The 23,660-nt window shown below is 66.3% G+C and carries 21 protein-coding genes and 1 pseudogene; 12 read left to right on the top strand and 10 right to left on the bottom strand.

Features of this window, described 5'->3' with window-relative positions:
• Positions 1 to 259: 259 nt before the first annotated feature.
• The gene (locus tag ACM0M4_RS06165) at positions 260 to 1,840 is read right to left on the bottom strand and encodes an EAL domain-containing protein (protein ID WP_003092861.1); all 1,581 of its coding nucleotides are present in this window, start codon (positions 1,838 to 1,840) and stop codon (positions 260 to 262) included.
• Positions 1,841 to 1,969: 129 nt separating this feature from the next.
• Here ACM0M4_RS06165 and ACM0M4_RS06160 point away from each other — a divergent pair, with 129 nt between their 5' ends.
• Positions 1,970 to 2,467 carry an RDD family protein gene (locus ACM0M4_RS06160; RefSeq protein WP_003100603.1) on the top strand — a complete coding sequence of 166 codons (498 nt, stop codon included), beginning with the start codon at positions 1,970 to 1,972 and terminating at the stop codon, positions 2,465 to 2,467.
• A gap of 131 nt (positions 2,468 to 2,598) precedes the next feature.
• On the opposite strand, the gene lptG is transcribed toward ACM0M4_RS06160, so the two are convergent.
• The 4 genes from lptG to ACM0M4_RS06140 form a co-directional block, all read right to left on the bottom strand.
• Positions 2,599 to 3,666, bottom strand: a complete 1,068-nt coding sequence (lptG, locus tag ACM0M4_RS06155) for an LPS export ABC transporter permease LptG (RefSeq protein ID WP_003092863.1) — start codon at positions 3,664 to 3,666, stop codon at positions 2,599 to 2,601.
• Positions 3,659 to 4,777 (bottom strand): LPS export ABC transporter permease LptF, encoded by a 1,119-nt coding sequence (gene lptF, locus ACM0M4_RS06150; protein WP_003092864.1) that lies wholly within the window; start codon positions 4,775 to 4,777, stop codon positions 3,659 to 3,661. Before lptF ends, lptG begins: the two co-directional genes overlap by 8 nt.
• A gap of 191 nt (positions 4,778 to 4,968) precedes the next feature.
• Complete coding sequence (locus tag ACM0M4_RS06145) at positions 4,969 to 5,892, bottom strand: alpha/beta hydrolase (RefSeq protein WP_003122093.1); 924 nt, start codon at positions 5,890 to 5,892, stop codon at positions 4,969 to 4,971.
• An 83-nt stretch (positions 5,893 to 5,975) separates the two neighbouring features.
• Entirely contained in the window at positions 5,976 to 6,788 is an 813-nt protein-coding gene (locus ACM0M4_RS06140; RefSeq protein WP_003100594.1) for an AraC family transcriptional regulator, read from the bottom strand.
• A gap of 336 nt (positions 6,789 to 7,124) precedes the next feature.
• Here ACM0M4_RS06140 and ACM0M4_RS06135 point away from each other — a divergent pair, with 336 nt between their 5' ends.
• The 4 genes from ACM0M4_RS06135 to ACM0M4_RS06120 all read left to right on the top strand — a co-directional run bounded on the left by ACM0M4_RS06135 (position 7,125) and on the right by ACM0M4_RS06120 (position 12,390).
• Positions 7,125 to 8,612 carry a leucyl aminopeptidase gene (locus tag ACM0M4_RS06135; protein WP_003092867.1) on the top strand — a complete coding sequence of 496 codons (1,488 nt, stop codon included), beginning with the start codon at positions 7,125 to 7,127 and terminating at the stop codon, positions 8,610 to 8,612.
• On the top strand, positions 8,609 to 9,037 hold the full coding sequence (holC, locus tag ACM0M4_RS06130; protein WP_003100593.1) for a DNA polymerase III subunit chi: 429 nt from the start codon (positions 8,609 to 8,611) through the stop codon (positions 9,035 to 9,037). The genes ACM0M4_RS06135 and holC overlap by 4 nt, the downstream gene beginning before the upstream one ends.
• 11 nt (positions 9,038 to 9,048) lie before the next feature.
• Positions 9,049 to 9,417 (top strand): hypothetical protein, encoded by a 369-nt coding sequence (locus ACM0M4_RS06125; RefSeq protein WP_003100590.1) that lies wholly within the window; start codon positions 9,049 to 9,051, stop codon positions 9,415 to 9,417.
• Between the two features lie 120 nt (positions 9,418 to 9,537).
• Complete coding sequence (locus ACM0M4_RS06120; RefSeq protein ID WP_003092872.1) at positions 9,538 to 12,390, top strand: valine--tRNA ligase; 2,853 nt, start codon at positions 9,538 to 9,540, stop codon at positions 12,388 to 12,390.
• A gap of 37 nt (positions 12,391 to 12,427) precedes the next feature.
• Here ACM0M4_RS06120 and ACM0M4_RS06115 read toward each other — a convergent pair whose 3' ends face one another.
• The gene (locus ACM0M4_RS06115; protein WP_003092874.1) at positions 12,428 to 12,841 is read right to left on the bottom strand and encodes a DUF2007 domain-containing protein; all 414 of its coding nucleotides are present in this window, start codon (positions 12,839 to 12,841) and stop codon (positions 12,428 to 12,430) included.
• Between the two features lie 194 nt (positions 12,842 to 13,035).
• Here ACM0M4_RS06115 and ACM0M4_RS06110 point away from each other — a divergent pair, with 194 nt between their 5' ends.
• The 5 genes from ACM0M4_RS06110 (at position 13,036) to rlmF (ending at position 18,837) form a co-directional block, all read left to right on the top strand.
• Positions 13,036 to 14,013 carry an ABC transporter substrate-binding protein gene (locus ACM0M4_RS06110; RefSeq protein WP_003100588.1) on the top strand — a complete coding sequence of 326 codons (978 nt, stop codon included), beginning with the start codon at positions 13,036 to 13,038 and terminating at the stop codon, positions 14,011 to 14,013.
• Between the two features lie 83 nt (positions 14,014 to 14,096).
• Entirely contained in the window at positions 14,097 to 14,987 is an 891-nt protein-coding gene (locus ACM0M4_RS06105; RefSeq protein WP_003092881.1) for an ABC transporter permease, read from the top strand.
• 2 nt (positions 14,988 to 14,989) lie between these two features.
• Positions 14,990 to 15,784, top strand: a complete 795-nt coding sequence (locus tag ACM0M4_RS06100) for an ABC transporter ATP-binding protein (RefSeq protein WP_003092883.1) — start codon at positions 14,990 to 14,992, stop codon at positions 15,782 to 15,784.
• Positions 15,785 to 15,902: 118 nt separating this feature from the next.
• Complete coding sequence (locus ACM0M4_RS06095; RefSeq protein ID WP_054376237.1) at positions 15,903 to 17,735, top strand: SLC13 family permease; 1,833 nt, start codon at positions 15,903 to 15,905, stop codon at positions 17,733 to 17,735.
• Between the two features lie 91 nt (positions 17,736 to 17,826).
• Positions 17,827 to 18,837, top strand: coding sequence for a 23S rRNA (adenine(1618)-N(6))-methyltransferase RlmF (rlmF, locus tag ACM0M4_RS06090; protein WP_054376235.1), 1,011 nt, complete (start codon positions 17,827 to 17,829; stop codon positions 18,835 to 18,837).
• Between the two features lie 89 nt (positions 18,838 to 18,926).
• Here rlmF and exoS read toward each other — a convergent pair whose 3' ends face one another.
• Positions 18,927 to 20,288, bottom strand: a complete 1,362-nt coding sequence (gene exoS / locus ACM0M4_RS06085) for a T3SS effector bifunctional cytotoxin exoenzyme S (RefSeq protein WP_054376285.1) — start codon at positions 20,286 to 20,288, stop codon at positions 18,927 to 18,929.
• Between the two features lie 187 nt (positions 20,289 to 20,475).
• Here exoS and ACM0M4_RS06080 point away from each other — a divergent pair, with 187 nt between their 5' ends.
• The gene (locus tag ACM0M4_RS06080; protein WP_003092889.1) at positions 20,476 to 20,826 is read left to right on the top strand and encodes a CesT family type III secretion system chaperone; all 351 of its coding nucleotides are present in this window, start codon (positions 20,476 to 20,478) and stop codon (positions 20,824 to 20,826) included.
• Positions 20,827 to 21,117: 291 nt separating this feature from the next.
• Here the strand turns inward: ACM0M4_RS06080 and ACM0M4_RS06075 are convergent.
• Both ACM0M4_RS06075 and ACM0M4_RS06070 read right to left on the bottom strand, forming a co-directional pair.
• Positions 21,118 to 21,363: pseudogene (locus ACM0M4_RS06075) on the bottom strand (DUF2165 family protein); the annotation flags it as partial.
• A gap of 69 nt (positions 21,364 to 21,432) precedes the next feature.
• The gene (locus ACM0M4_RS06070) at positions 21,433 to 22,044 is read right to left on the bottom strand and encodes a glutathione S-transferase (protein WP_015649490.1); all 612 of its coding nucleotides are present in this window, start codon (positions 22,042 to 22,044) and stop codon (positions 21,433 to 21,435) included.
• A gap of 123 nt (positions 22,045 to 22,167) precedes the next feature.
• Between ACM0M4_RS06070 and ACM0M4_RS06065 the strand changes: the two genes are divergently transcribed.
• Complete coding sequence (locus tag ACM0M4_RS06065; RefSeq protein WP_003100573.1) at positions 22,168 to 23,064, top strand: LysR substrate-binding domain-containing protein; 897 nt, start codon at positions 22,168 to 22,170, stop codon at positions 23,062 to 23,064.
• On the opposite strand, the gene ACM0M4_RS06060 is transcribed toward ACM0M4_RS06065, so the two are convergent.
• Positions 23,054 to 23,596: a hydrolase gene (locus tag ACM0M4_RS06060; protein WP_054376233.1), complete on the bottom strand. Its 543-nt coding sequence runs from the start codon at positions 23,594 to 23,596 to the stop codon at positions 23,054 to 23,056. The two genes, ACM0M4_RS06065 and ACM0M4_RS06060, sit on opposite strands and share 11 nt — an antisense overlap.
• Between the last annotated feature and the right edge of the window lie 64 nt (positions 23,597 to 23,660).

Genomic DNA, 23,660 nt, shown 5'->3' with positions numbered 1-23,660 from the left:
TTTTGTTGTCCGCGATCTGGCTGATCCGGCCTGCAAATAAAAAAAGGCAGCGCTGGAGTCGAGACGCTGCCTTTTACCCGAGCTGCTGTCTTCCCAGCTCGGCGAAAAAAATCTACCACAGCCGACGCCAAAAAGAAGCCCCGCGGATGCGGGCTTCTTGTCGCGCCAGGGGCGGTTTGCACCTGTTCGGTCTGCGAGTCTTTTGCTCATCCGTGACGAATAAGCTGGCAGCTCGCCCCTGGCGCGGGACTTTCAGCCGCTAGCCTCGGTCCGCCGGAAGTGCGACGACGGAAGCCCCCTGCCCTTCCTGCACAGTCAGGCTGGAAAGCAGACTCTCCAGCGGCATCGGCCGGCCGATCAGGTAGCCCTGCAGGTAATCCACCCCGCGGGCGGCCAGGTAGTCACGCTGCTCGGGGGTCTCCACGCCTTCGGCGACGATATCCAGGTCGAGCTTGGCGGACAGCTCGACGATGCTGTCGAGAATATGCCCGGAAAGGGTATCGATGCCGATGCGGGCGACGAAGCTCTGGTCGATCTTCAGGCAGTCCACCTGGAACTTGCGCAGGTAGGCCAGGCTGGAATGTCCGGTGCCGAAATCGTCGATGGCGATCTTCACTCCCAGGGCATGCAATTCGTCGAACAGGCGGTCGGTGACTTCACTCGACTCGATCAGCTCGCGCTCGGTCAGTTCCAGGACCAGGGTGATGTGCCCGGGCGGAAACGCCGCCAACAGCTCGCGACAGTCGTCCACCAAGGCCAGTTCGTGGCAATGGGTGGCACTGATGTTGAAACCGATGTGGAAGCCTGGCTCCAGCTTCCCGGCATGCCCGCCCAGGTCTTCCGCGACCTGGCGCATCAGCGCGCGCGTCATCGGTACGATCAGTCCCGAGCGCTCGGCGAAAGGTATGAACAGGTCGGGCCGGATCAGTCCCTCACGCGGATGACGCCAGCGCATGAGCACCTCGACGCCTATCCAGCGTCCGCCCTGGCCGGGACTCAGCGGCTGGTAGTAGGGAATGAACTCGTTGGCCTCCAGGGCCCGGCGCAGTTCGCTGCTGGGCGAGGCGACCCGCCTGGATAGCCAGTAGCACAGAGTGCCGGCCAGCAGTCCGAAGAACAGTAGCAGGCCGAACATCGCCGGGTTCTGCGAGCGGATCGATCGCCACTCCTCACCCTCGGGGAAGCCCGACAGCACACGCAACGGATAACGCTGCGAAGCGAGCGATACGGCGGCGACCTCATAGGTGGGCGGCGCGTCGCGGTGGGTGCGGCCCTCGGCATCCAGCCAATTGGGACCGACCACCAGCACCTGTCGGCTACGTCGGTCGACGAGGTCCAGCACGTAGCTCAAGTAGCGCCCGTCGATCGCCGCCAATACCCCGCGCTTGCCGTCGGAGTCCCGCAGGACCAGCAGCGCGGCGTCCGGCGTGACCTGGTTGCCGGGCATCAGCAAGAGGCGTCCGTCGACATAGTTCTCGATCCGCACCGGCTCGTCGAAGCCGCCGAACAACGACGTGCAATAGATCGTATTGTCGCGCGTCAAATTGACCGAGCGCACGAACGGCATGATCGCCACTTGCTCGCGCAGCGCCAGCTCGGCCTCGGGACAAGGACGCCCCGCCACCGGCATGACCTTGCGCGCCGCCAACGCAGCGTTGTCGAGCATCCGTTCGAACTGCCGCACCGCATTCCCGGCTGCCTGCTCGGACGTCTCCTGGAGGCTTCGCTCGGCCTGCCAGTAGAGGATGAGCAGCCCCAGGACGATCGGCATCACCCCGACCAGCACGGACAACGACAGCCGGAGCGCCTTTCTCCTGGCTCGCTTCACCGGAATCGGCATAGAAAAGACTCGTAATGATTGGGGTCTGCGCAAAGACTAGAACAGCCGGGGAAAAGCGTTGCCCGGGTGGGCGGCGCAAGCTGCGGATGGACGTATAATCCCCGGCTTTGCCCCGCACGGAACACGCCGATGCCGAAACACATGCTTTCTCCCCAGGGCGACTATGCCCCTGCCGGTCTGATCCGCCGCCTGGCGGCGATGTTCTATGACTTCCTGCTCTGCGTGGCGCTGATGATGGTGGTCACCCTGGTCTACCAGCAAGGCATCCTTCGACTGATCTACGGCAGCGACCATCTGCGCGAACTGGCCGACCGCGGCGCGCTGATCGGCGACCCGCTGCTCTCGACCTTGCTGGTGTTCGCCCTGTTCGGCTTCTTCGCCAAATTCTGGACCCACAACGGCCAGACCCTGGGCATGCAGGTCTGGGGACTGCGCGTGCAGAACCGCGACGGCAGCGCCATCAGCCTGCTCCAGGCGCTGCTGCGCTTCATGATCGCCATCGCCTCCTGGCTGTGCCTCGGCCTCGGCTTCCTCTGGATGCTCTGGGACAAGGACAAGCGTACCTGGCACGACCGCTATTCGGAGAGCCAGGTGGTCAGGCTGCCGAAGAACACTCACAAGAAGTGAGCGAAACAGGTCCGCAGAACGCGCTGTTTTGGCCTTTGTCGCGCCGGCGGCCAGGCTCCAGCCCGACGCGACAAGGAAGCACAAAGGCCACCCGTGGGTGGCCTTTTTTCATACCCGGCCTGCCGGGCCTGTCAGCCCGCCCGGCGTAGCAGCCAGACACCCGCCAGTGCGCAGATCGAGGCGGGGATCACCACCGCCAGCAGCGGCGGGAAGTCGAACACCAGGCTGGAGGGTCCGAGCAGGTCCTGGGCGATGCGGAAGACGAAGCCCACCAGCACGCCGGTGAAGATCCGCTGGCCCAGGGTCACCGAGCGCAACGGACCGAAGATGAAGGAAATCGCCATCAGCACCAGCGCGGCGGTCACCAGCGGTTGCAGGACCTTGGTCCAGAACGCCAGCCAGTAGCGGTTGTTGTTCAGGCCCTGGTCGGCGAGATAGTGGATGTACTGCCAGAGACCGCTGATAGACAGCGCCTCGGGCTCCATCACCACAGTGTTCAGCAGTTGCGGGCTGAGCTGGGCATCCCAGCGTTCGGTCGGTAGCTTGACCACCTCGGAACGCTTTTCCCTCGGATGCAGCAAGGTGGTGGTGACCTCTTCCAGTTGCCAGTGATCGGTCTCGAAGCGCGCGCGCTTGGCGAAACTGGCCGATTCCAGGCCACGCTGCTCGTCGAAGCGGTAGCGGGTCACGCCGTACAGCACGCCATTGGGCTGCACCGCGTTGATGTGGATGTACTCGCGCCCCTGGCGATGCCACAGACCGCGCTTGGAGCTTTGCGAATCGCCGCCGCCCTGGGCCAGGGCGCGGCCGCTCTGGGCGATGTTCTCGGTCCAGGGCGCGACGTACTCGCCAACCAGGATGCCGGCCAGCATCAGCACCAGCATCGGTTTCATCACCGCCCAGACGATCCGCGACAGGGATACCCCGGCCGCGCGCATGATGGTCAGTTCGCTGTTGCTGGCCAGGGTGCCGAGGCCGACCAGGCAGCCGATCAGCGCCGCCATCGGCAGCATGTCGTAGGCGCGCCGTGGCGCGGTGAGGAAGATGAAGCGCAGGGCGTCGCCGATGCCGTAGCTGGCGCTGATGTCGTTGAGTTCGTCGATGAAGGCGAACAGCAGCGCCAGGCCGAGGATCACCCCGAGCACCGCGAGGATCGCGACGAAGACGGTGACACCTATGTAACGATCGAGCTTAACCATGCGCCACCTCGCGACCGGCACGGGAGGACGCCAGCTTCAGGCGCAAGGGTTCCCAATAGAACAGAAGAAGACCGATCGCCAGGAATAGTCCGTGGACCCACCACAGGCCGATGGCCATGGGGATCTTGCCTTTGTCCAGCTGGCCACGGACAGCGATCAGCAGGGCCAGGTAGCCCATATAAAGGAGGATCGCCGGCAGCAGCTTGAGGAAGCGCCCCTGGCGTGGGTTGACCCGCGACAGCGGCACCGCCAGCAGGGTCACCACGAACACCAGCAGCGGTGTCGACAGGCGCCACTGCAATTCGGCCTGGTAGCGTGGGTTGTCGCTGCCGAACAGGTCGGCGGTGGGCACCGCGTCACGCTCGCTCACCTCGCTGCTGGCCTCGGGCTTGGGCAGCATCACGCCATAGGTGTCGTACTGGATCGCCCGGTAGTTGGCCTGCCCGGGATTGCCGTCGTAGCGGTAGCCGTTGTGCAGGATCAGGTAACGGCTGCCATCCGCCTGGATGTTCTGGGTGCCCTTCTCCGCCACCAGGATGGAGATGCCGCGTTCCTGGTTGCTGCTGTTGAGGTCCTTCTGCGAGATGAAGATGCCGGCCAGTTCGCCGCGATCCTTCGACAGTTCCTCGGTGTAGGTCACCCGGGTACCGTCGCGCATTGCCTGGAAACGGCCCGGGACCAGGGTGTCGAACTCGGTCAGGGTATCCTGCTTGTTCAACAGCAGGGCGAACTGGTTGATGCCCTGGGGCGCCAGGAACAGGCTCAGCCAGGCCACCAGGATCGCCACCAGCAGCGCCGGGGCCATGGTATAGCCGAGCAGGCGCTTCTGACTCATGCCGGTCGCCGAGAGCACGGTCATCTCGCTTTCCAGATAGAGTCGCCCGTAGGCCAGCAGGATGCCGAGGAACAGGCCAAGCGGCAGGATCAGCTGCAGGAAGCCGGGAATCCGGAACGCCATGATCAGGAACAGCGAACCGGGGTCGAGCAACCCCTGCGCCGCTTGCGCCAGGTACTTGATGAAACGGCCACTCATGATGATCACCAGCAGCACGGCGCTGACGGCGCTCATGGTGACCAGCACTTCACGGGACAAATAACGGAAAACGATCAATCCGGACACTCCTGGGTTGCCAGGCTCTGACGGGGCCCGTCGGCCCCGTCATCACGCGTTTCCGGCCATGGCGGCATGGCGCGGAGAAAATAGCCGGCATTATCCTGCGATTCGGCGGGCCTGTCACTGCGCAGGCCGAACCAAGAGCCCGATAGACCGTCGAGGCGAACGCTCGTTCAGCGCTTGCCGATTTATTCGACGACTGTCGCTGGCTGCTCGCCGCCCTCTCCGAGATGACGGACGAACCAGTCTGCCGCAGCCTGGCTGGTGGCGTCGAAATGCTCGATGTACGGCGTGAAATGGCCGCCGGCGAGCATCAGCAGCCGCTTGGGCGGCAACGCCCGCTGGTAGGCCTCCAGGCAAAGGTCCGTGGGCGTAAGCAGGTCCCGGTCGGCAACGATCATCAGCAGCGGCGTGGGGCTGATCCGCCCAATGTGAATGCCCGGCTCGTTCTCTCGCGCCAGCTCGGCGCTACGCAGGGTCACCCGGTTGCACCAGTTCGGTGCCAGCGCCGCGCTGTCGGTGAAGAACCGGTGGGCGTCCGCGCCGGCCATCGCGCAAGGCTCGTCGGGGCTCGCGGCGACCGCCGGCAACAGCGCCGGCGGCAAGCCCTCGAAGCGCCGCTGGCGGTCCGCGTCGAAGCTTGCCAGCAATGCCGGCAACTGCTCGGCGCGGGTCCGGCGCAACGCCGAGGCATGGCCGCTGACGGTCGGCACCTGCGCCACCACGCATTTCACCCGCCGATCCAGTGCGGCCACTTCCAGCACATGTCCGCCGCTGTAGCTGGTTCCCCAGATGCCGATGCGCCTCGCGTCGACCCGTGCCTGGGCGCCCAACCAGGTGATCGCGTCGCGATAGCCGCGACGCTGCATCACCGGATCGATTTCCTGGCGCGGCTCGCCGTCGCTGTCGCCGAAGTTCGGATGATCGTAGAGGAGCACGACGAAGCCGGCGGCGGCGAATACCTCGGCGTAACGGTCCAGGTACTGCTCCTTCACCCCGGAAAAACCGTGCGTCATGACGATCGCCGGCCGCTCGGCACGCGCCTCCGGCAAATACAGCCAGCCGCGCAGGGCGACACCCTCGGAGCGGAATTCCACGTTCAGTCGTTGCATGCTTGCCTCCCGGGGCGGTCGTCTGGAAACGGGCCCAGCATAGGAATCCTGCCGCGTCGGCGCCGTCCGCCAACGGACGAAGGCTACGCCGAATCGGACAAGGCGAAGTAGCGGCTCGGCGTGCTCCCGGTCAGGCGTCGGAACATGGCACTGAATGCGCTGGGCGTCTGGTAGCCGAGATCCACGGCGATCCGCGCCACCGCTTCGCCAGCCGCCAGGCGTGGCAGGGCGGCGGCCAGGCGCACCTGGTGGCGCCAATGGACGAAGGTCACTCCCAGTTCGGAGAGAAACAGCCGTGCCAGGGTCCGCGAGGACGCCCCCACGTAGCGCGCCCACTCCTCCAGCCCGCGAGGGTCGGCCGGGTTCTCCAGCAGCGCCTGGCAGACTCTTCCCAGGCGTCGGTCCGCGGGGTCGGGCAAGGCCAGGGGCTGTTCCCGCGACCACTCCAGTTCGTCCAGCAGCACCGCCATCAACCGCCCCTCCCGGCCGCGCTCGTCGTACAACAACGGCAGGCCGGCGGCGCGCACGATCAACTCGCGCAACAATGGGCTGACCATCACTCCGCGCGGCACCCGGGGGAATTCCGGCGGGCAGGACTGCGGCCGGACATAGACAGTGTGCAAGCGGACCTCGCCGCGCGCCAGCATCGCGTGCGCCATCCCCGCCGGCATCCATACCGCGCGCTGCGGCGGGACCAGCCATAGCGTGCGACCGACATGCAGTTCGATCACGCCCGACAGGGCATGGATCAACTGCGCCCGCTCGTGCCGGTGCTCGGCGACCACGAACCCCGCCGGGAAGGTCTTGGCCATGACCCCGAGCGGCCGGCCGACTCGCTGGTAATCGCGCGGATCGGTACTCCGGGCGGGATCCGCGACTGGTTTGCTGGCGGGCACGGTGCGACTCCTGCGGAACGAAACGTTCATTATAGGGACGCGGCATGGCCGCGGGTTCCCATGCGTACACAGTCGTGCCAGACACGCCGCAGTTGTGCGACCATGTGCGGCAACGGCCGGGAGGCACCGCCAACCCGGCTCCGGCGCTGTAGAACCTCGGTTGCCATCCTCGGCATGGAACGACCCCCGCCGCAACGACTAAGCTGTCGCTGCCTGCGTCACCGCCCCGGCGGCGACCGTCAGTCCTCGGGACGAATCGTGCTCGGAACAATCGCTTACCGCTAACGGATGCCGCCCCTTGCGCCATCCCGACTGTCTGTATTGGGGACCTCTTCCATGGAATTCCTTGTTAAAAGCGTACGCCCGGAAACCCTGAAAACCGCCACCCTGGTGCTCGCCGTAGGCGAAGGCCGCAAGCTCGGCGCCAGCGCCAAGGCGGTCGACGACGCCACCGGCGGCGCCATCAGCGCAGTGCTCAAGCGTGGCGACCTGGCCGGCAAGGTCGGCCAGACCCTGCTCCTGCAGAGCCTGCCCAATCTCAAGGCCGAGCGCGTGCTGCTGGTCGGCGCCGGCAAGGAGCGCGAACTGGGCGACCGCCAGTACCGCAAGCTGGCCTCCGCCGTGCTGTCGACCCTCAAGGGCCTGGCCGGCGCCGATGCCGCGCTGGCCCTCGGCGATCTCGCGGTGAAAGGCCGCGATGCCCACGCGAAGGCGCGTCTGCTGGTGGAAACCCTGGCCGATGGCCTGTACGTGTTCGATCGCTACAAGAGCCAGAAAGCCGAGCCGCTGAAACTGAAGAAGCTGACCCTGCTCGCCGACAAGGCCGACAGCGCCGCCGTCGAGCAAGGCAGCAAGGAAGCTCAGGCCATCGCCAATGGCATGGCCCTGACCCGCGATCTCGGCAACCTTCCGCCGAACGTCTGCCATCCGACGTTCCTCGGCGAGCAGGCCAAGGGTCTGGCCAAGGAGTTCAAGGGCCTGAAGGTCGAGGTCCTCGACGAGAAGAAACTGCGCGAGCTGGGCATGGGCTCGTTCCTCGCCGTCGCCCAGGGCAGCGACCAGCCGCCGCGGCTGATCGTCCTGCAATACAACGGCGCGAAGAAGGACCAGGCCCCGCACGTGCTGGTCGGCAAGGGCATCACCTTCGACACCGGCGGCATCAGCCTCAAGCCGGGCCTGGGCATGGACGAGATGAAGTTCGACATGTGCGGCGCCGCCAGCGTCTTCGGCACCTTCCGCGCGGTGCTCGAACTGCAGTTGCCGATCAACCTGGTCGGCCTGCTGGCCTGCGCCGAGAACATGCCCAGCGGCGGAGCCACCCGTCCGGGCGACATCGTCACCACCATGAGCGGGCAGACCGTCGAGATCCTCAACACCGACGCCGAAGGGCGCCTGGTGCTGTGCGATGCACTGACCTACGCCGAGCGCTTCAAGCCGCAGTCGGTGATCGACATCGCCACCCTCACCGGCGCCTGCATCGTCGCCCTGGGCAGCAACACCTCGGGCCTTATGGGCAACAACGAAGCGCTGGTCAGGCAACTGCTCAAGGCCGGCGAGTTCGCCGACGACCGCGCCTGGCAATTGCCGCTGTTCGACGAATACCAGGAACAGCTGGACAGCCCGTTCGCCGACATCGCCAACATCGGCGGGCCGAAGGCCGGCACCATCACCGCCGGCTGCTTCCTCTCGCGCTTCGCCAAGAAATACCACTGGGCGCACCTGGACATCGCCGGCACCGCCTGGATCAGCGGCGGCAAGGACAAAGGCGCCACCGGCCGCCCGGTTCCGTTGTTGACCCAGTACCTGCTGGAACGGGCCAAGTGACCCGGGTCGATTTCTACGTGATCCCCAGCGCCGATCCGTCGGCGCGCCTGCAGGTCGCCTGCCGCCTGGCCGAGAAGGCCTGGCGGCAGGGCATGCAGGTCTACCTGCATTGCGCCGACGAGGCGCAGCGCAGCGAGTTGGACGGCCGCCTGTGGAGCTTCCGCGGCGAGGCCTTCATTCCTCACAGCCTGGCCGAGGAAGACGCCGAGGCGCCCGTCGCCCTGGGCCTGGGCGAGCCCCCGGGGAACCATCGCGACCTGCTGATCAACCTGACCCTCGAGGCCCCCGGCTTCGTCCCGAACTTTTCGCGGGTGGCCGAACTGGTGGTCGAGGAGCCGGCGATCCGCCAGGCGGCACGGGATAAATTCCGCTTCTACCGGGAGCAGGGCTATCCTCTACAGGACCATCGCCTGCCGCGTATCTGAAGTGCACGACCATGGACAGCCACAAACCGACACAACCCCCGGAGCAGTTGCTCGATGACCTGGAGTCGATCCACGACCTGCTCTACGAACGGAACGAGCCGCCCTTGCTGACCGAATCCTTCGAGCCGGACAACATTCCCCTGCTCTCCGACGTCGTCTCCCCCGGTACCGCCCCGCGCGCGCCAGAGCCGCAGACCGCGGCAGCCACCACGGCAGGGCTGGCGCCCGCCGAACAGGAGCGCCTGGACGACGAGTTGCGAGCGTCCGCCGAACTGATCCTGCAGGAAGTCATCGACGACTTCGCCCCGCAGATCGAAGCCGAACTGCGCCGCCGCCTGCAAGCCCGCCTGGGTCGCCTGCTCGGCCAACGCAACGGCTGATCCGGACGCGGCGGGCGCCCGCCGCGGCCCGCGGCCTTACCCCCGGGCTGCCATCCCCGCTATACTCCCGGACTTTCTTCGCATTTTCCCCAGCCATATTCAGCTTTGGTCCCCTTTCGCATGGACAAGACTTACCAGCCGCACGCCATCGAGACTTCCTGGTACGAGACCTGGGAGTCCAACGACTACTTCGCTCCGAGCGGCGAAGGCCAGCCCTACACCATCATGATCCCGCCGCCGAACGTGACCGGCAGCCTGCACATGGGCCATGGCTTCAACAACGCGATCATGGACGCGCTGATCCGCTACCGCCGCATGCAGGGCCGCAACACCCTGTGGCAGCCGGGCACCGATCACGCCGGCATCGCCACCCAGATGGTGGTCGAGCGCCAGCTCGGCGCCCAGGGCGTGAGCCGCCACGACCTCGGCCGGGAGAAGTTCCTGGAGAAAGTCTGGGAATGGAAGGAACAGTCCGGCGGCAACATCACCCGGCAGATTCGTCGCCTGGGCTCCTCGGTGGACTGGTCGCGCGAGCGCTTCACCATGGACGACGGCCTCTCCGAAGCGGTCAAGGAAGCCTTCGTGCGCCTGCATGAAGACGGCCTGATCTACCGCGGCAAACGCCTGGTGAACTGGGACACCAAGCTGCACACCGCGATTTCCGACCTGGAAGTGGAAAACCACGACGAGAAGGGCCACCTCTGGCACCTGCGCTACCCGCTGGTGAACGGCGCGAAGACCAGCGAAGGCCTGGATTACCTGGTGGTCGCCACCACCCGTCCGGAAACCCTGCTGGGCGACGCCGCGGTCGCGGTGCACCCGGAAGACGAGCGCTACGCCAAGCTGATCGGCCAGTTCGCCGAACTGCCGATCGTCGGCCGGCACATCCCGATCATCGCCGACGAGTACGTCGACCGCGAATTCGGCACCGGCTGCGTGAAGATCACCCCGGCCCACGACTTCAACGACTACGAAGTGGGCAAGCGCCACGACCTGCCGCTGATCAACATCTTCGACAAGAACGCCGCGGTGCTGGCCCAGGCCCAGGTGTTCCACCTCGACGGCAGCGTCAACCCGAACCTCGACCCCAGCCTGCCGCAGAGCTACGCCGGCATGGACCGCTTCGCCGCGCGCAAGGCCATCGTCGCCGAGTTCGAGGCCATGGGCTTGCTCGAGAAGGTCGACGACCACGCGCTGAAAGTACCGAAGGGCGACCGCTCCGGCACCGTCATCGAGCCCTGGCTGACCGACCAGTGGTACGTCAGCACCAAGCCGCTGGCCGAAGACGCCATCGCCGCCGTGGAAGACGGCCGTATCCAGTTCGTGCCCAAGCAGTACGAGAACATGTACTTCTCCTGGATGCGCGACATCCAGGACTGGTGCATCAGCCGCCAGCTCTGGTGGGGCCACCGCATCCCGGCCTGGTACGACGAGGCCGGCAACGTCTACGTCGGCCGCGACGAGGTCGAGGTGCGCACCAAGCACAAGCTCGGCAACGAGGTCGAGTTGCGCCAGGACGAAGACGTTCTCGACACCTGGTTCAGCTCCGGCCTGTGGACCTTCTCCACCCTCGGCTGGCCGCAGCAGACCGAGTTCCTCAAGACCTTCCACCCCACCGACGTACTGGTCACCGGCTTCGACATCATCTTCTTCTGGGTCGCGCGGATGATCATGCTCACCATGCACCTGGTGAAGAACCCCGACGGCACCCCGCAGATCCCGTTCAAGACCGTCTATGTCCACGGCCTGGTGCGCGACGGCCAGGGCCAGAAGATGTCCAAGTCCAAGGGCAACGTGCTCGACCCGCTGGACATCGTCGACGGCATCGACCTCGATACCCTGCTGCAAAAGCGCACCAGCGGCATGATGCAGCCGAAGCTGGCGGAGAAGATCGCCAAGCAGACCCGCGCCGAATTCCCCGAAGGCATCGCCAGCTACGGCACCGACGCCCTGCGCTTCACCTTCTGCTCGCTGGCCTCCACCGGCCGCGACATCAAGTTCGACATGGGCCGCGTCGAAGGCTTCCGCAACTTCTGCAACAAGATCTGGAACGCCGCCAACTTCGTCATCGAGAACACCGATGGCCAGGACACCGGGGTCAACGGCGAGCCGGTCGAGCTGTCCTCGGTCGACCGCTGGATCATCTCCCAGTTGCAGCGCACCGAGCAGGAAGTCACCCGCCAGCTCGACGCCTTCCGCTTCGACCTGGCCGCCCAGGCCCTCTATGAGTTCATCTGGGACGAGTACTGCGCCTGGTACCTGGAGCTGGTCAAGCCGGTGCTGTGGGACGAGAACGCCCCCATCGAGCGCCAGCGCGGCACTCGTCGCACCCTGATCCGCGTGCTGGAGACGGCCCTGCGCCTGGCGCACCCGTTCATGCCGTTCATCACCGAGGAAATCTGGCAGCGCATCAAGGGCCAGGCCGGCAAGGAAGGCCCGACCCTGATGCTGCAACCCTGGCCGGTGGCCGACGAAGGCAGGATCGACGCCGCCGCCGAAGGCGACATCGAATGGGTCAAGGCGCTGATGCTCGGCGTGCGGCAGATCCGCGGCGAGATGAACATCTCCATGGCCAAGCGCATCGACATCATCCTCAGGAACGCCTCGCCCAGCGACCACCGCCGCCTGGCCGACAACGAGCCGCTGCTGATGAAACTGGCCAAGCTGGAAAGCATCCGCGTGCTGGAAGCCGGCGAGGAAGCGCCGATGTCCGCCACCGCCCTGGTCGGCGACATGGAAGTATTGGTGCCGATGGCCGGCCTGATCGACAAGAGCGCCGAACTGGGGCGCCTGGACAAGGAGATCCAGCGCCTGGAAGGCGAGGTCAAGCGCGTCGGCGGCAAGCTGTCCAACGAAGGCTTCGTCGCCAAGGCCCCGGCCGACGTGATCGAGAAGGAACGCGCCAAGCTAGCCGAGGCCGAACAGGCCCTGGCCAAGCTGGCCGAGCAACGGCAGAAGATCGCCGCGCTCTAACTCCAGCGCCCGCCTCCCAGAGGCGGGCGTTTTGCTTTCACTCGCTTAGAGGCATCGGTACTTCGCTGCGGAAACCGCAGACCTCGCACACCAACCGACGCCGGATCGGCCACAGCGGTACGTTGAGCAGCAGGATCCCAAGGAAGGCCAGGCGGCGGCCGTCCACCTTCCAGGCCACCTGGTCGCTGCCACAACGCAAGCACTGGAACTCGCTGCTGCCCTGCTCGGCCCGCAGCGCCTCGCTTTCATCGGTGGCCAGCAGCGCCACCGCGTCTTCGCGACAGACCATGGGCACTTGCAGGCGCACGCCGCCCAGTGCGTTGGAGTACAGCCACTGCATGTTGATGGTGTGCTCGTCGGCGACGAACGCCGGAATTCCAGCGGCCTCCAGGCGGGCGCGAGCGATCTGCGCCTCCAGGGGATGGGAAAAACGGCCGATGGTCGTGAGCATGTCGCCTCCTTTCGGTCACGGTCCGACGCCGACACCTTACCCGGATCCCCCCCAGCGGTAATCCCACCGCAAGAAAAAACATCAAACCTGCTGACGACTTGCGCGAAAAATGCGATGTTTCGGCCACGCTGTACCCGCACCGCCCAATCAGAACAATTCGCTACAGCGCGCCAATACAATCAGGAGATCGCCGCATGATGCAGGCCTATAAGAATAAATGGTTGCCCCTCAGTGCCCTGGCCCTTGGCATGGCCCTGTCCTTCGGCGCCAACGCCGACGAGCAGAAGTCGGTGGCGGTGACCGCCATCGTCGAGCACCCGGCGCTGGACGCCGCTCGCGACGGGGTCAAGGAGGCCCTCCAGGAGGCCGGCTACGAAGACGGCAAGAACCTCAAGTGGCAGTACCAGAGCGCCCAGGGCAACACCGGCACCGCCGCGCAGATCGCCCGCAAGTTCATCGGCGACAAGCCCGACGTGATCGTCGGCATCGCCACTCCGTCGGCCCAGGCGCTGGTGGCCGCGACCAAGAGCATCCCGATCGTCTTCAGCACCGTCACCGACCCGGTCGGCGCGCACCTGACGCCGAGCTGGGAAGCCTCCGGCACCAACGTCACCGGGGTTTCCGACATGCTCGCGCTGGACAAGCAGATCGAGCTGATCAAGAAAGTGGTGCCGGGCGCCAAGCGCATCGGCATGGTCTACAACCCGGGCGAAGCCAACTCCGTGGTGGTGGTCAAGGAGCTGAAGGAACTGCTGCCGAAGATGGGCCTGAGCCTGGTCGAAGCCTCGGCACCGCGTTCGGTGGACGTCAGCTCGGCGGCGCGCAGCCTGGTCGGCAAGGTCGACGCGATCTACACCAACACCGACAACAACGTGGTGTCCGCCTACGAGGCGCTGGTCAAGGTCGGCAACGACGCGAAGATCCCGCTGATCGCCTCCGACACCGACAGCGTCAAGCGCGGCGCCATCGCCGCCCTCGGCATTAACTACAAGGAGATGGGCAAGCAGACCGGCCGCATGGTGGTGCGCATCCTCAAGGGCGAGAAGCCGGGCGAGATCAAGCCGGAGACCAGCGACAACCTGCAGCTGTTCGTCAATCCCGGGGCCGCGCAGAAGCAAGGCGTGACCCTGTCCGACGAACTGCTCAAGTCAGCCGCGGAAGTCATCAAGTAAAAAAAGCGGCCGCCGGCCGCGGGCGTTCCGCCCGTGGCCGGACGGCACGATAATCCTGCCTTCACGCACTCGGTTACGAAGTCATGTCTCTGTTTTCCCTGTTCGGTGCCCTGGAGATCGGCCTGATCTTCAGCCTCGTGGCACTCGGCGTGTTCATCTCCTTCCGCCTGCTGCGCTTCCCCGACCTCACGGTGGACGGCAGCTTCCCGCTCGGCGGCGCGGTCTGCGCGACCCTCATCGCCCTCGGCTGGGACCCGTACAGCGCGACCCTGGCGGCCACCGCCGCCGGTGCACTGGCCGGGCTGGCCACCGGCCTGCTCAACGTCAAGCTGAAGATCATGGACCTGCTCGCCAGCATCCTGATGATGATCGCGCTCTACTCGATCAACCTGCGCATCATGGGCAAGCCCAACGTACCGCTGATCGCCGAGCCGACATTGTTCACCCTGCTGCAGCCGGAATGGCTCAGCGACTACGTGTTCCGCCCGCTGCTGCTGGTGTTCATCGTGATCGCCGCGAAGCTGCTGCTGGACTGGTTCTTCACCACCCAGAAAGGCCTGGCGATCCGCGCCACCGGCTCCAACCCGCGGATGGCCCGTGCCCAGGGGGTCAACACCGGCGGCATGATCCTGCTCGGCATGGCCATCTCCAACGCGCTGGTGGCGTTGGCCGGCGCGCTGTTCGCGCAGACCCAGGGCGGCGCCGATATCTCCATGGGTATCGGCACCATCGTCATCGGCCTGGCCGCGGTGATCGTCGGCGAGAGCATCCTGCCCTCGCGCCGGCTGATCCTGGCGACCCTCGCGGTGATCCTCGGTGCCATCGTCTACCGCTTCTTCATCGCCCTGGCGCTGAACAGCGATTTCATCGGCTTGCAGGCCCAGGACCTGAACCTGGTCACCGCGGTGCTGGTCACCGTCGCCCTGGTGATTCCGATGATGAAGAAACGCCTGCTCGGCAAGAAGGGAGCCTGACCATGCTCAGCGCGAAGAACCTGAAGATCACCTTCAACCCCGGCACCCCCATCGAGACCCGCGCCCTGCGCGGCCTGTCGCTGGACATCCCGGCCGGCCAGTTCGTCACCGTGATCGGCTCCAACGGCGCCGGCAAGTCGACCTTCCTCAACGCAGTCTCCGGCGACCTGCCGATCGACAGCGGACAGATCCTGATCGACGACGAAGACGTCACCCGCAAGCCGGTCTGGGCCCGCGCCAACCGCGTCGCGCGGGTGTTCCAGGACCCCATGGCGGGTACCTGCGAGGACCTCACCATCGAGGAGAACATGGCCCTGGCGCAGCGTCGCGGTGCCGGTCGCGGCCTCGGCAGGGCGGTGCAGGCATCGATGCGCGACGGTTTCCGGGAAAGCCTGGCGACCCTCGGCCTCGGCCTGGAGAACCGCCTCGGCGACCGCATCGGCCTGCTCTCCGGCGGCCAGCGCCAGGCCGTCAGCCTGCTGATGGCGGCGCTGCAGCCGTCGCGTATCCTGTTGCTCGACGAACACACCGCGGCGCTCGACCCGCGCACCGCCGACTTCGTCCTGCATCTCACCGCACGGATCGTCGCCGAGAAGAAACTCACCACCATGATGGTCACCCACAGCATGCGCCAGGCGCTGGACGTGGGCGAGCGCACGGTGATGCTGCACCAGGGCCAGGTGGTGCTGGACGTCTCCGGCGAGCAACGCAAGGGCCTCGACGTACCGGACCTGCTGGCGATGTTCGAGAAGGTGCGCGGCGAGAAGCTCGCCGACGACGCCCTCCTCCTCGGCTGACAGGGCCGCGGCGCCTCTCCGCGGCGAAGCGGGGAGGCGCCGTCGACCTGCAGCAGATCAAGGCGCGATCCGCGTCCGTCTGCCACACTCGCAGGCATCCTCCCGCTCAGATGCCCGCATGAACCTCGAACTGCTCTGGGTGGTCGGCCTGCTCGCCACCACCGTCGCCCTCTTCATCCACAACCGCCTGCGCCTGGACGTGATCGCCCTGCTGGTGATCATGGCCTTCAGCGTCAGCGGAACCCTTACCCTCAACGAAGCCCTGGCCGGCTTCAGCGATCCCAGCGTGATACTGATCGCCGCGCTGTTCGTGATCGGCGAAGGCCTGGTGCGTACCGGGGTGGCCTACCAGGTCGGCGACTGGCTGATCGCCCGCGCCGGCAGCAGCGAAGCGCGCCTGCTGGTACTGCTGATGCTGGCGGTGGCCGGGTTGGGCTCGGTGATGAGTTCCACCGGGGTGGTGGCGATCTTCATCCCGGTGGTCCTGAACATCGCCGCCAAGCTGAAGATCCCTCCGGGCCGGCTGATGATGCCGCTGGCCTTCGCCGGACTGATCAGCGGCATGATGACCCTGGTCGCCACGCCACCGAACATGGTGGTCAACAGCGAGCTGGCGCGCGAGGGTCATGCCGGCTTCGGCTTCTTCGCCTTCACCCCGATAGGCCTCATGGTGCTCGCCATCGGCGTGGCCTACATGCTGCTCACGCGCAACTGGCTGAACGCCGCCAGCCCGGCGGAAGTCGGCGCGCCGAAGGCACGGCGGACCCTGCGCGACCTGATCCGCGACTATCGCCTGGCCGGCCGCGAACGGCGCCTGCAGGTCCAGCTCGGCTCGCCGTTGATCGGCAGCACCCTGGAAGAACTGCAACTGCGCACCCGCCTGGGCGCCAACGTGGTCGGCCTGGAGCGGGTACGCAAGTTCCACAGCGAGGTGGTCAAGGTCGGCGGCAGCACCGAGCTGAAGGCGGGCGACGTGTTGCTGCTGGACGTCTTCGCCCCTCCGGAGGACATGGACCGGCGCTGCGCCGAGCTGAACCTGGTGCGCCTGCCGTTCCGCGCCAGCTACTTCATCGACCAGTCGCGGGAGGTCGGCATGGCCGAGGTGACTCTGCCGCCGGACTCCACCCTGCTCGGCAAGAGCGTCCTGGAACTGGGCTTCCGTTCGCAGTACGGGCTCAACGTGGTCGGCCTGCGTCGCGACCACGAAGCGCTCACCGACGGCATGCTGGAAGAGAAGCTGCGCCTGGGCGATACCCTGCTGGTGATCGGCGCCTGGAAGGCGATCCGCCAGTTGCAGGGACGCAACCGCGATTTCCTGGTGCTCAGCCTGCCGGCGGAGATCGACGAGGTGGCGCCGGCCCTGAGCAAGGCGCCGCACGCCCTGCTCAGCCTGGCCGTGATGGTGGCGCTGATGGTCAGCGGAGTGGTGCCCAACGTGGTCGCGGCACTGGTCGGCTGCCTGTTGATGGGCCTGTTCCGTTGCATCGACATGGACGGCGCCTACCGCGCCATCCATTGGCAAAGCCTGGTCCTGATCGTCGGCATGCTGCCCTTCGCCCTGGCCCTGCAGAAGACCGGCGGTATCGACCTGGTGGTCTCGCTGCTGGTCGACGCCCTCGGCGACGCCGGCCCGCGCGTGCTGCTGGCCAGCCTGTTCCTGCTCACCGCGGCCATCGGCCTGTTCATCTCCAACACCGCTACCGCGGTGCTGATGGCGCCGATCGCCATCGCCACCGCCAAGCAGATCGGCGCCTCGCCCTGCCCCTTCGCCATGGTGGTGGCGGTGGCGGCCTCGGCAGCCTTCATGACGCCGATTTCCTCGCCGGTGAACACCCTGGTGCTGGGCCCTGGCCAATACCGCTTCGGCGATTTCGTCCGGATCGGCGTGCCATTTACCCTGCTGGTGATGTTCGTCTGCGTGCTGGTGATTCCGTGGCTGTTTCCATTGTGACCGGGCCAGGAGCGCGCCGCTCGGCAGAAACACTGGCCAGCCTCCGGCGGATGTGAATAATGCCCGCCTCGCCGTCACGGAAACCGAGAACATGCCCCGCCCGACCAGCCCGCATCCCGACGCCGAGCGCAAGAGCGCCAGCCCGCTGCACCCGCGCAATCGCCACCTGGGACGCTACGACTTTCCGCGCCTGATCGCCGGCAGCCCGGAACTGGAGCGCTTCGTCATCCTCAATCCGTACGGCAGGCAGAGCATCGACTTCGCTGATCCGGCGGCGGTGAAAGCCTTCAACCGCGCGCTGCTGCAACAGTTCTACGACGTACGCGAGTGGGATATACCCGATGGTTACCTGTGCCCGCCCATTCCCGGTCGCGCCGACTACCTGCACTACCTGGCCGACCTGCTCGGCGCCAGCCACGATGGCCTGATTCCACGCGGTCCCGGCCTGCGTGCGCTGGACGTCGGAACCGGAGCCAACTGCATCTACCCGCTGCTCGGCCACCACGAATACGGCTGGCGCTTCGTCGGCGCCGACATCGACCCGCAATCGCTGGCCTCGGCCGCTGCGATCCTCGCCGCCAACCCACGCTTCGCCGCTGCCATCGAGTTGCGCCGGCAGCCTGATCGCAGGCAGATATTCCAGGGCCTGATCGGCTTCGATGAGCGCTTCGACATGACCCTCTGCAACCCGCCCTTCCACGCCTCGCTGGACGAAGCCACGCGCGGCAGCCGGCGCAAGTGGAAGAACCTCGGCAAGCTCGACCCGACCCGTACCCTGCCGCTACTGAACTTTGGCGGCCAGGGCGCCGAGCTGTACTGCGAGGGCGGCGAAGCGGCCTTCCTGGCCGGCATGGCCGAGGAAAGCCGGGCGTTCGCCACGCAGGTGTTCTGGTTCACCACCCTGGTATCCAAGGCGAGCAACCTGCCGAACCTCCAGAAGCGCCTGAAGACGTTGGGCGCCAGCGATATCCGCGTGGTGGACATGGCCCAGGGACAGAAGCAGAGCCGCTTCGTCGCCTGGACCTACCTCGACAAGAAGCAGCGCCGGGCCTGGCGCAAGGAGCGCTGGACAGCAGCCCTCCTGGAACCACTGGGCGAATAGCCAGCACGCCTCTCCACCCGGATCCGCTGCCGAGCCAAGAATCGGACACCCCAAGGTGTCCGTTCGTGACGTCTTTCTTCTACGATCGGTCAGGCCAGATCGAGGCCACGTATCCTCAGGCGTACATCCTGCTCCTGGACCTCGCCTGAACGTTCCGGTTTGCTTGCCAGGTCGAGAGCATCGAGCAGTCCCTGGCTATGGCCACTCTGCTCCCCCAGGGCCGCCTCTTCGAGGACCCGGCGGGTCACTCCCTGCTCATCGCTGGCGCTCAGCAGCACGCGCATGTCGGTCTCTTTGTTATAGAGAATCTCTTTTTCATTCTTGTAGTTCGATATCCCGCTGACATCGATTCCGGACCTGCCGAACACGGTGGATATCGTGCCCTGCCCGAAGCTCCTCGCGACACCGGGGTTCAGGGAGGTGGAGAGATAGCCGTCGTCGTGGCCAACCTTGCCCTCTTCCACGGCGTTGAAGGCATCCCCGCCACGGGTGCCACGGAAAGTCTTCACTACCTGTTCAGCCTGTCCGCTCTTCTCGAAGGCCGCGGACATACCTTGGTCGATCAGCTTTTGTCCCGCATCCAGCTCCTGCCCCTGACGCAGAGCGCGATTCAGGTCCGCGTAGTGAATGCCGGTGTAGAGACCAAGCGCCATCACTTCGGCGTCACTGTGGATGCCACCAGGCTGTCTGCCCAGGTACTTTTCCGCATCCGCCCCGAACCGCTTCACCAGGCCATCCGCCAGCGCCTTGTCGGCCGATACTCTGCTGACCTCGCTCTCTACCGCTTGGCGCAACAGTGCGACCTCGCTCATTACCTGATGCAACTGGTCGGTGATTTCGCGCCGCAGTTCCGGGCTTGCGTCGAGCACCAGTTGACTCGCGGCACCGCCGGTGGTGCCCCACTGCTGCAGCGCGATCCCGCCGATGCTCCGTTCGAGCAGGCGGCCAGCCTGGATACGGGACTCCTCGACCTGGCTGCCGGCACGAATGCCGGCCAAGGCGGTGCTCAGCGAACGCAGCGCCCCATCTCCGCTGGCCAGGCGGGAGTGCTCCCGGGCCAGTCCTTCCGGTGTCAGGGTCGCCAGCTCGTTCGCCTTGTCGAGTCCCTTCAAGGTCATGGGCAATGCCTGCTGCAGCACCATCTGCTTGAACACGACGGCCGAGGACATGACCGCAGGCTGCGCGTCCTGACTGGGCTGCGGGCCGGTGCGGGCGTGGGAGCCCAACAGCTTGCCCAGCCAGTCCATGATCGCCACGAAGGGACGCACGAGTGCCGCGCCCAGGCGAGCGAGCAGTCCCTCACCCTTCGGCGCGTCCTGGCGCTGGGCCAACTGCTGCGCTTCACTGGGGGTGGCGACCTGGCGGGCCTCAATCTGTCCCAAACGCCCACTGGCGGCCTGGTGCAATTCGACGGCGAAAGACGGACTCTGCTGAAGCGATTGAATATGCATGATGGTTGCCTTCTCCTGATGTTTCTCCGCCAGTCTAGGAACGGGAAACCCCATCGCCTATCAGGATTGGCCGCCGTTTTTTCACTGGAATCGGCAGCGGCAAAACCTAAAAAAAGAGAACCACGATTAACAGTCTCTCCGGGCTGGCACTGCTCTAATGGCTGCCTCCAGTGACTCGGAACACGCCATGAATCCACTCTACCGCGCCACCATCCACCAGCTTTTTCTCGCTCTCGATCTCCCGACGCCCAATGACGAGGAGAGCGTACTCAGCCTGCAGGTGGGCCCGCATCTCTGCCATCTGGCAGAACATCCGACCGATCACCTGTTGATGTTCACCCGCCTGGAAGGACAAGGAGACGCTACGGCCAGCGAGCAGAACCTGTTCAGCCAGGACCCTTGCAAGCCGATCCTGGGCCGCGACCCCGAAAGCGGCGAACGGCTGCTCTGGAACCGCCAGCCCTTGCAGTTGCTGGACAGGGCCCAGATCCACCATCAACTCGAACAACTGGTCGCCGCCGCCGAAGAGCTGCGCTGAGCCCAGTCGGGCGAAAGGAGCCGATGCCGCAGGTTCTGCTTTCCTCGAAGAACCCCGGGGCTGAACTCCAGTGACCATGCCGAGCCAGCCGGAGCACCTGTCCTCGAGGCAGCCGGCTGCCACTGCCCGGGGGCAGTTCCAGCTGCGTCAGCCCATGCAGCGCGTGCGAACAGAGGGGAGCCGAGGGACCGGGTGGCAGGAGCGAGATGCGACTTCGCGCTATCGACGGGCGTCCGGCTCGCTCCACCGTCGCCGTCCTCGCGCCCTGCTCCCTCGTACCGGCAGTCCCCGTCAGCTCCAGCGGACGTTGAGCACGAAGAAGTTCGCCAGCACCCAGACCACCAGCAGCAGGTGGGTCAGTTGCAATCCCTCCTGGCGGATCCAGTAGCCGAACCAGAGCCCGCCCAGCAGCATGCCGAAGAGGAAGCCGAGGGCCGCGCTCAGGGCCAGGTTGAGCCAGGGCCGGGCCGTCTCCAGGCCGGCGCCGAACAGCAGTTCGCAACAACCGGTCCGGGCCGTGACGACGGCAGCGACCTGCAGCGAACCGAGGCCGGGCGCAGGCGGAATCGAGCCGTTCGAGGGGCGCCAGCCTGGCGCCTCGCGGGCTCAGACCGGCGGCGTCTCGAGGAACACCGGCAACCCCTCCGCATAATCCGAATAGCTTGCCAGTTCCGGGTATTCGCTGGCGGCGACCCGCTCCGCGACCACCAGTTGGCTGAAGCGCCAGGCCACCGCGACGGTCACCCCGACCAGTTCGATGCCACCGTCGCGTGCCAGCGGCTCCTGGCGCAGCGCTGCCTCCAGCCAGTCGTAGGCCGCCAGCAACTGCCCCTCCACCCGCTCCAGCCAGGGGCGGTGGCGGCGTTCCTCGGGACGCAGGTTCAGTTCGTAGTAGATCTGCACGGATTTCTCGCAGGCCACCAGCGCCGCGCCGATCAGACTCAACGCCCGTGCACGGGCCTGCGGCCGTTGCGGCAGCAGACTGCGTTCGCGGCCGGCCAGGCACTCCAGGTAATCGAGGATCAGGCTGGAGTCCATCAGCACGGTGCCATCGTCCAGCACCAGCGTGGGCGCCTTGACCATCGGGTTGAACAGGCTGAACGCCTCGAAATTGCGGAACACCGACAGCGGCCGGTGCTCGTAGGGCAGGTCCAGCAGGCGCAGGGCGATGGCGACCCGGCGCACAAAAGGCGAATCCAGCATACCGATCAGTTGCATCGCGGCATCCTTTGTCGATGATTAAGCGCCGCTAAGAGGGCGACGCCTGGGAAAATCACTCTAGTCGTTGCACAACGCGAAAAATATCGAGATAAATTCAGCGAATCCTTTAGAAAAACTTACATGAGCGACCTCCCTCCCCTCACCGCCCTGCGCAGCTTCGAAGCGGTCGCCCGGCTCGGCAGCATCAGCCAGGCCGCCAGCGAGCTGCACGTCACCCACTCAGCGATCAGCCAGCAGATCAAGCTGCTGGAAAACCTCCTCGGCCTGGCCCTGTTCGTCCGCGAGGGGCGCGGCCTGCGCCTGAGCGAGAACGGCCGGTTCTACGCCCTGCAGGTACGCGCCTCTCTGGGCGAGATCGCCGACGCCACGCGGGTGGTGCGGGCGCGTCCACGGGAGGGTGAGCTGGTGGTCACGGTGATGCCGTCCTTCGGCCTGAACTGGCTGCTGCCGCGCCTGCCGCGCTTTCGCGAGCGCCATCCGCACTGTCGCGTGCGGCTGGTGGCCAGTCTTGACGTGCAGAACCTGCGCCAGGGCCTGGCCGACCTCGGCGTACGCATCGGCAAGGGCGACTGGGAAGGGGTCGGTCGGGAACGCCTGTTCGACGACGAGTTGCTGATGGTCGCCGCGCCCGACTTCAACGGCGGCCGCCTGCCGCGCACGCCGAGCGAGATCGTCGCCTGCCCTACACTGCGCTCCACCGAATCCTGGGCGCTCTGGTGCCAGCGCGCCGGCGTGGCGGAACCGCAGCACGGACTGCTGATCAATGACTCGAACCTGCTGCTGGAAGCCGTGCGCCTGGGCCAGGGCATCGCCCTGGAGCGTCGCAGCCTGGTCGCCGGCGCCCTCGCCGAGGGCCGCCTGGTGCAACTGGGCGACATCCGCGTGCCCTACCCCTATCCCTACTGGCTGGTCTGGCCGCAGCGCGAGCCGCCGAGCGACCGCCACCAGGCCTTCGCCGACTGGCTGCGCGAGGAGGCCCGGCGCTACCAGGCCGAGCAACCGCCGCTCAGCGAATGAAGTTGCGGCTGATCTCGCGGAAGCGGTCGCTGCCGGCGCGTTCCATCCATTCGAAGGCGACCATCTCCCGCGACACGATCATCGCCCCGGCCTGGCGCATCCGCTCCACGGCCAGCGCCTTGTCGCTCGGCCGCCGCGAGCCGATCGCCTCCTCCACGACGAACACTTCGCGACCACGGCCAAGCAGGTCGAGCACGGTCTGCAGCACGCAGACGTGCGCCTCGCTGCCGCAAACCACGAACTGCCGGCGGTCGCCGCCGGGCGCGCGCAGCAGGGCGCCGTCGGCGGCGGCCGAGAAGTCCAGCTTCTCGAGGATCTGCGTGGGCTCCAGCTCATCGCGCAGGGCCGCCACCGTCGGCCCCAGGCCCTTGCTGTACTGCTCGCTGGCCAGCACCGGCACGTCCAGTGCGCGGGCCACGCGCAACAACCACTTGCTGTACTCGACCAGCGCCGGACCGTCGTCGATGGCCGGCAGCAGGCGTTCCTGGATATCGACCACCAGCAGGGTCGAGGTTGCGGCGCGGATCAGCATGGCGTCCTCCTTCGGTTCGACGTCTCGGTTCGTCTGGCTTAGGCTTGCACGGCACGGGCGCCAT

It is taken from the genome of Pseudomonas sp. 18-147, assembly GCF_051048045.1.
GTDB lineage: Bacteria > Pseudomonadota > Gammaproteobacteria > Pseudomonadales > Pseudomonadaceae > Pseudomonas > Pseudomonas aeruginosa.
This window is presented reverse-complemented; position numbering and strand designations above follow the sequence as displayed.

Bases quoted from the DNA above. Each gene is read 5' to 3' on its own strand.
- ACM0M4_RS06165 (WP_003092861.1), bottom strand. From the start codon at position 1,840: ATGCCGATTCCGGTGAAGCGAGCCAGGAGAAAGGCGCTCCGGCTGTCG.
- ACM0M4_RS06160 (WP_003100603.1), top strand. From the start codon at position 1,970: ATGCCGAAACACATGCTTTCTCCCCAGGGCGACTATGCCCCTGCCGGT.
- lptG (WP_003092863.1), bottom strand. From the start codon at position 3,666: ATGGTTAAGCTCGATCGTTACATAGGTGTCACCGTCTTCGTCGCGATC.
- ACM0M4_RS06145 (WP_003122093.1), bottom strand. From the start codon at position 5,892: ATGCAACGACTGAACGTGGAATTCCGCTCCGAGGGTGTCGCCCTGCGC.
- ACM0M4_RS06135 (WP_003092867.1), top strand. From the start codon at position 7,125: ATGGAATTCCTTGTTAAAAGCGTACGCCCGGAAACCCTGAAAACCGCC.
- ACM0M4_RS06125 (WP_003100590.1), top strand. From the start codon at position 9,049: ATGGACAGCCACAAACCGACACAACCCCCGGAGCAGTTGCTCGATGAC.
- ACM0M4_RS06120 (WP_003092872.1), top strand. From the start codon at position 9,538: ATGGACAAGACTTACCAGCCGCACGCCATCGAGACTTCCTGGTACGAG.
- ACM0M4_RS06115 (WP_003092874.1), bottom strand. From the start codon at position 12,841: ATGCTCACGACCATCGGCCGTTTTTCCCATCCCCTGGAGGCGCAGATC.
- ACM0M4_RS06110 (WP_003100588.1), top strand. From the start codon at position 13,036: ATGATGCAGGCCTATAAGAATAAATGGTTGCCCCTCAGTGCCCTGGCC.
- ACM0M4_RS06105 (WP_003092881.1), top strand. From the start codon at position 14,097: ATGTCTCTGTTTTCCCTGTTCGGTGCCCTGGAGATCGGCCTGATCTTC.
- ACM0M4_RS06100 (WP_003092883.1), top strand. From the start codon at position 14,990: ATGCTCAGCGCGAAGAACCTGAAGATCACCTTCAACCCCGGCACCCCC.
- ACM0M4_RS06095 (WP_054376237.1), top strand. From the start codon at position 15,903: ATGAACCTCGAACTGCTCTGGGTGGTCGGCCTGCTCGCCACCACCGTC.
- rlmF (WP_054376235.1), top strand. From the start codon at position 17,827: ATGCCCCGCCCGACCAGCCCGCATCCCGACGCCGAGCGCAAGAGCGCC.
- exoS (WP_054376285.1), bottom strand. From the start codon at position 20,288: ATGCATATTCAATCGCTTCAGCAGAGTCCGTCTTTCGCCGTCGAATTG.
- ACM0M4_RS06080 (WP_003092889.1), top strand. From the start codon at position 20,476: ATGAATCCACTCTACCGCGCCACCATCCACCAGCTTTTTCTCGCTCTC.
- ACM0M4_RS06070 (WP_015649490.1), bottom strand. From the start codon at position 22,044: ATGCAACTGATCGGTATGCTGGATTCGCCTTTTGTGCGCCGGGTCGCC.
- ACM0M4_RS06065 (WP_003100573.1), top strand. From the start codon at position 22,168: ATGAGCGACCTCCCTCCCCTCACCGCCCTGCGCAGCTTCGAAGCGGTC.
- ACM0M4_RS06060 (WP_054376233.1), bottom strand. From the start codon at position 23,596: ATGCTGATCCGCGCCGCAACCTCGACCCTGCTGGTGGTCGATATCCAG.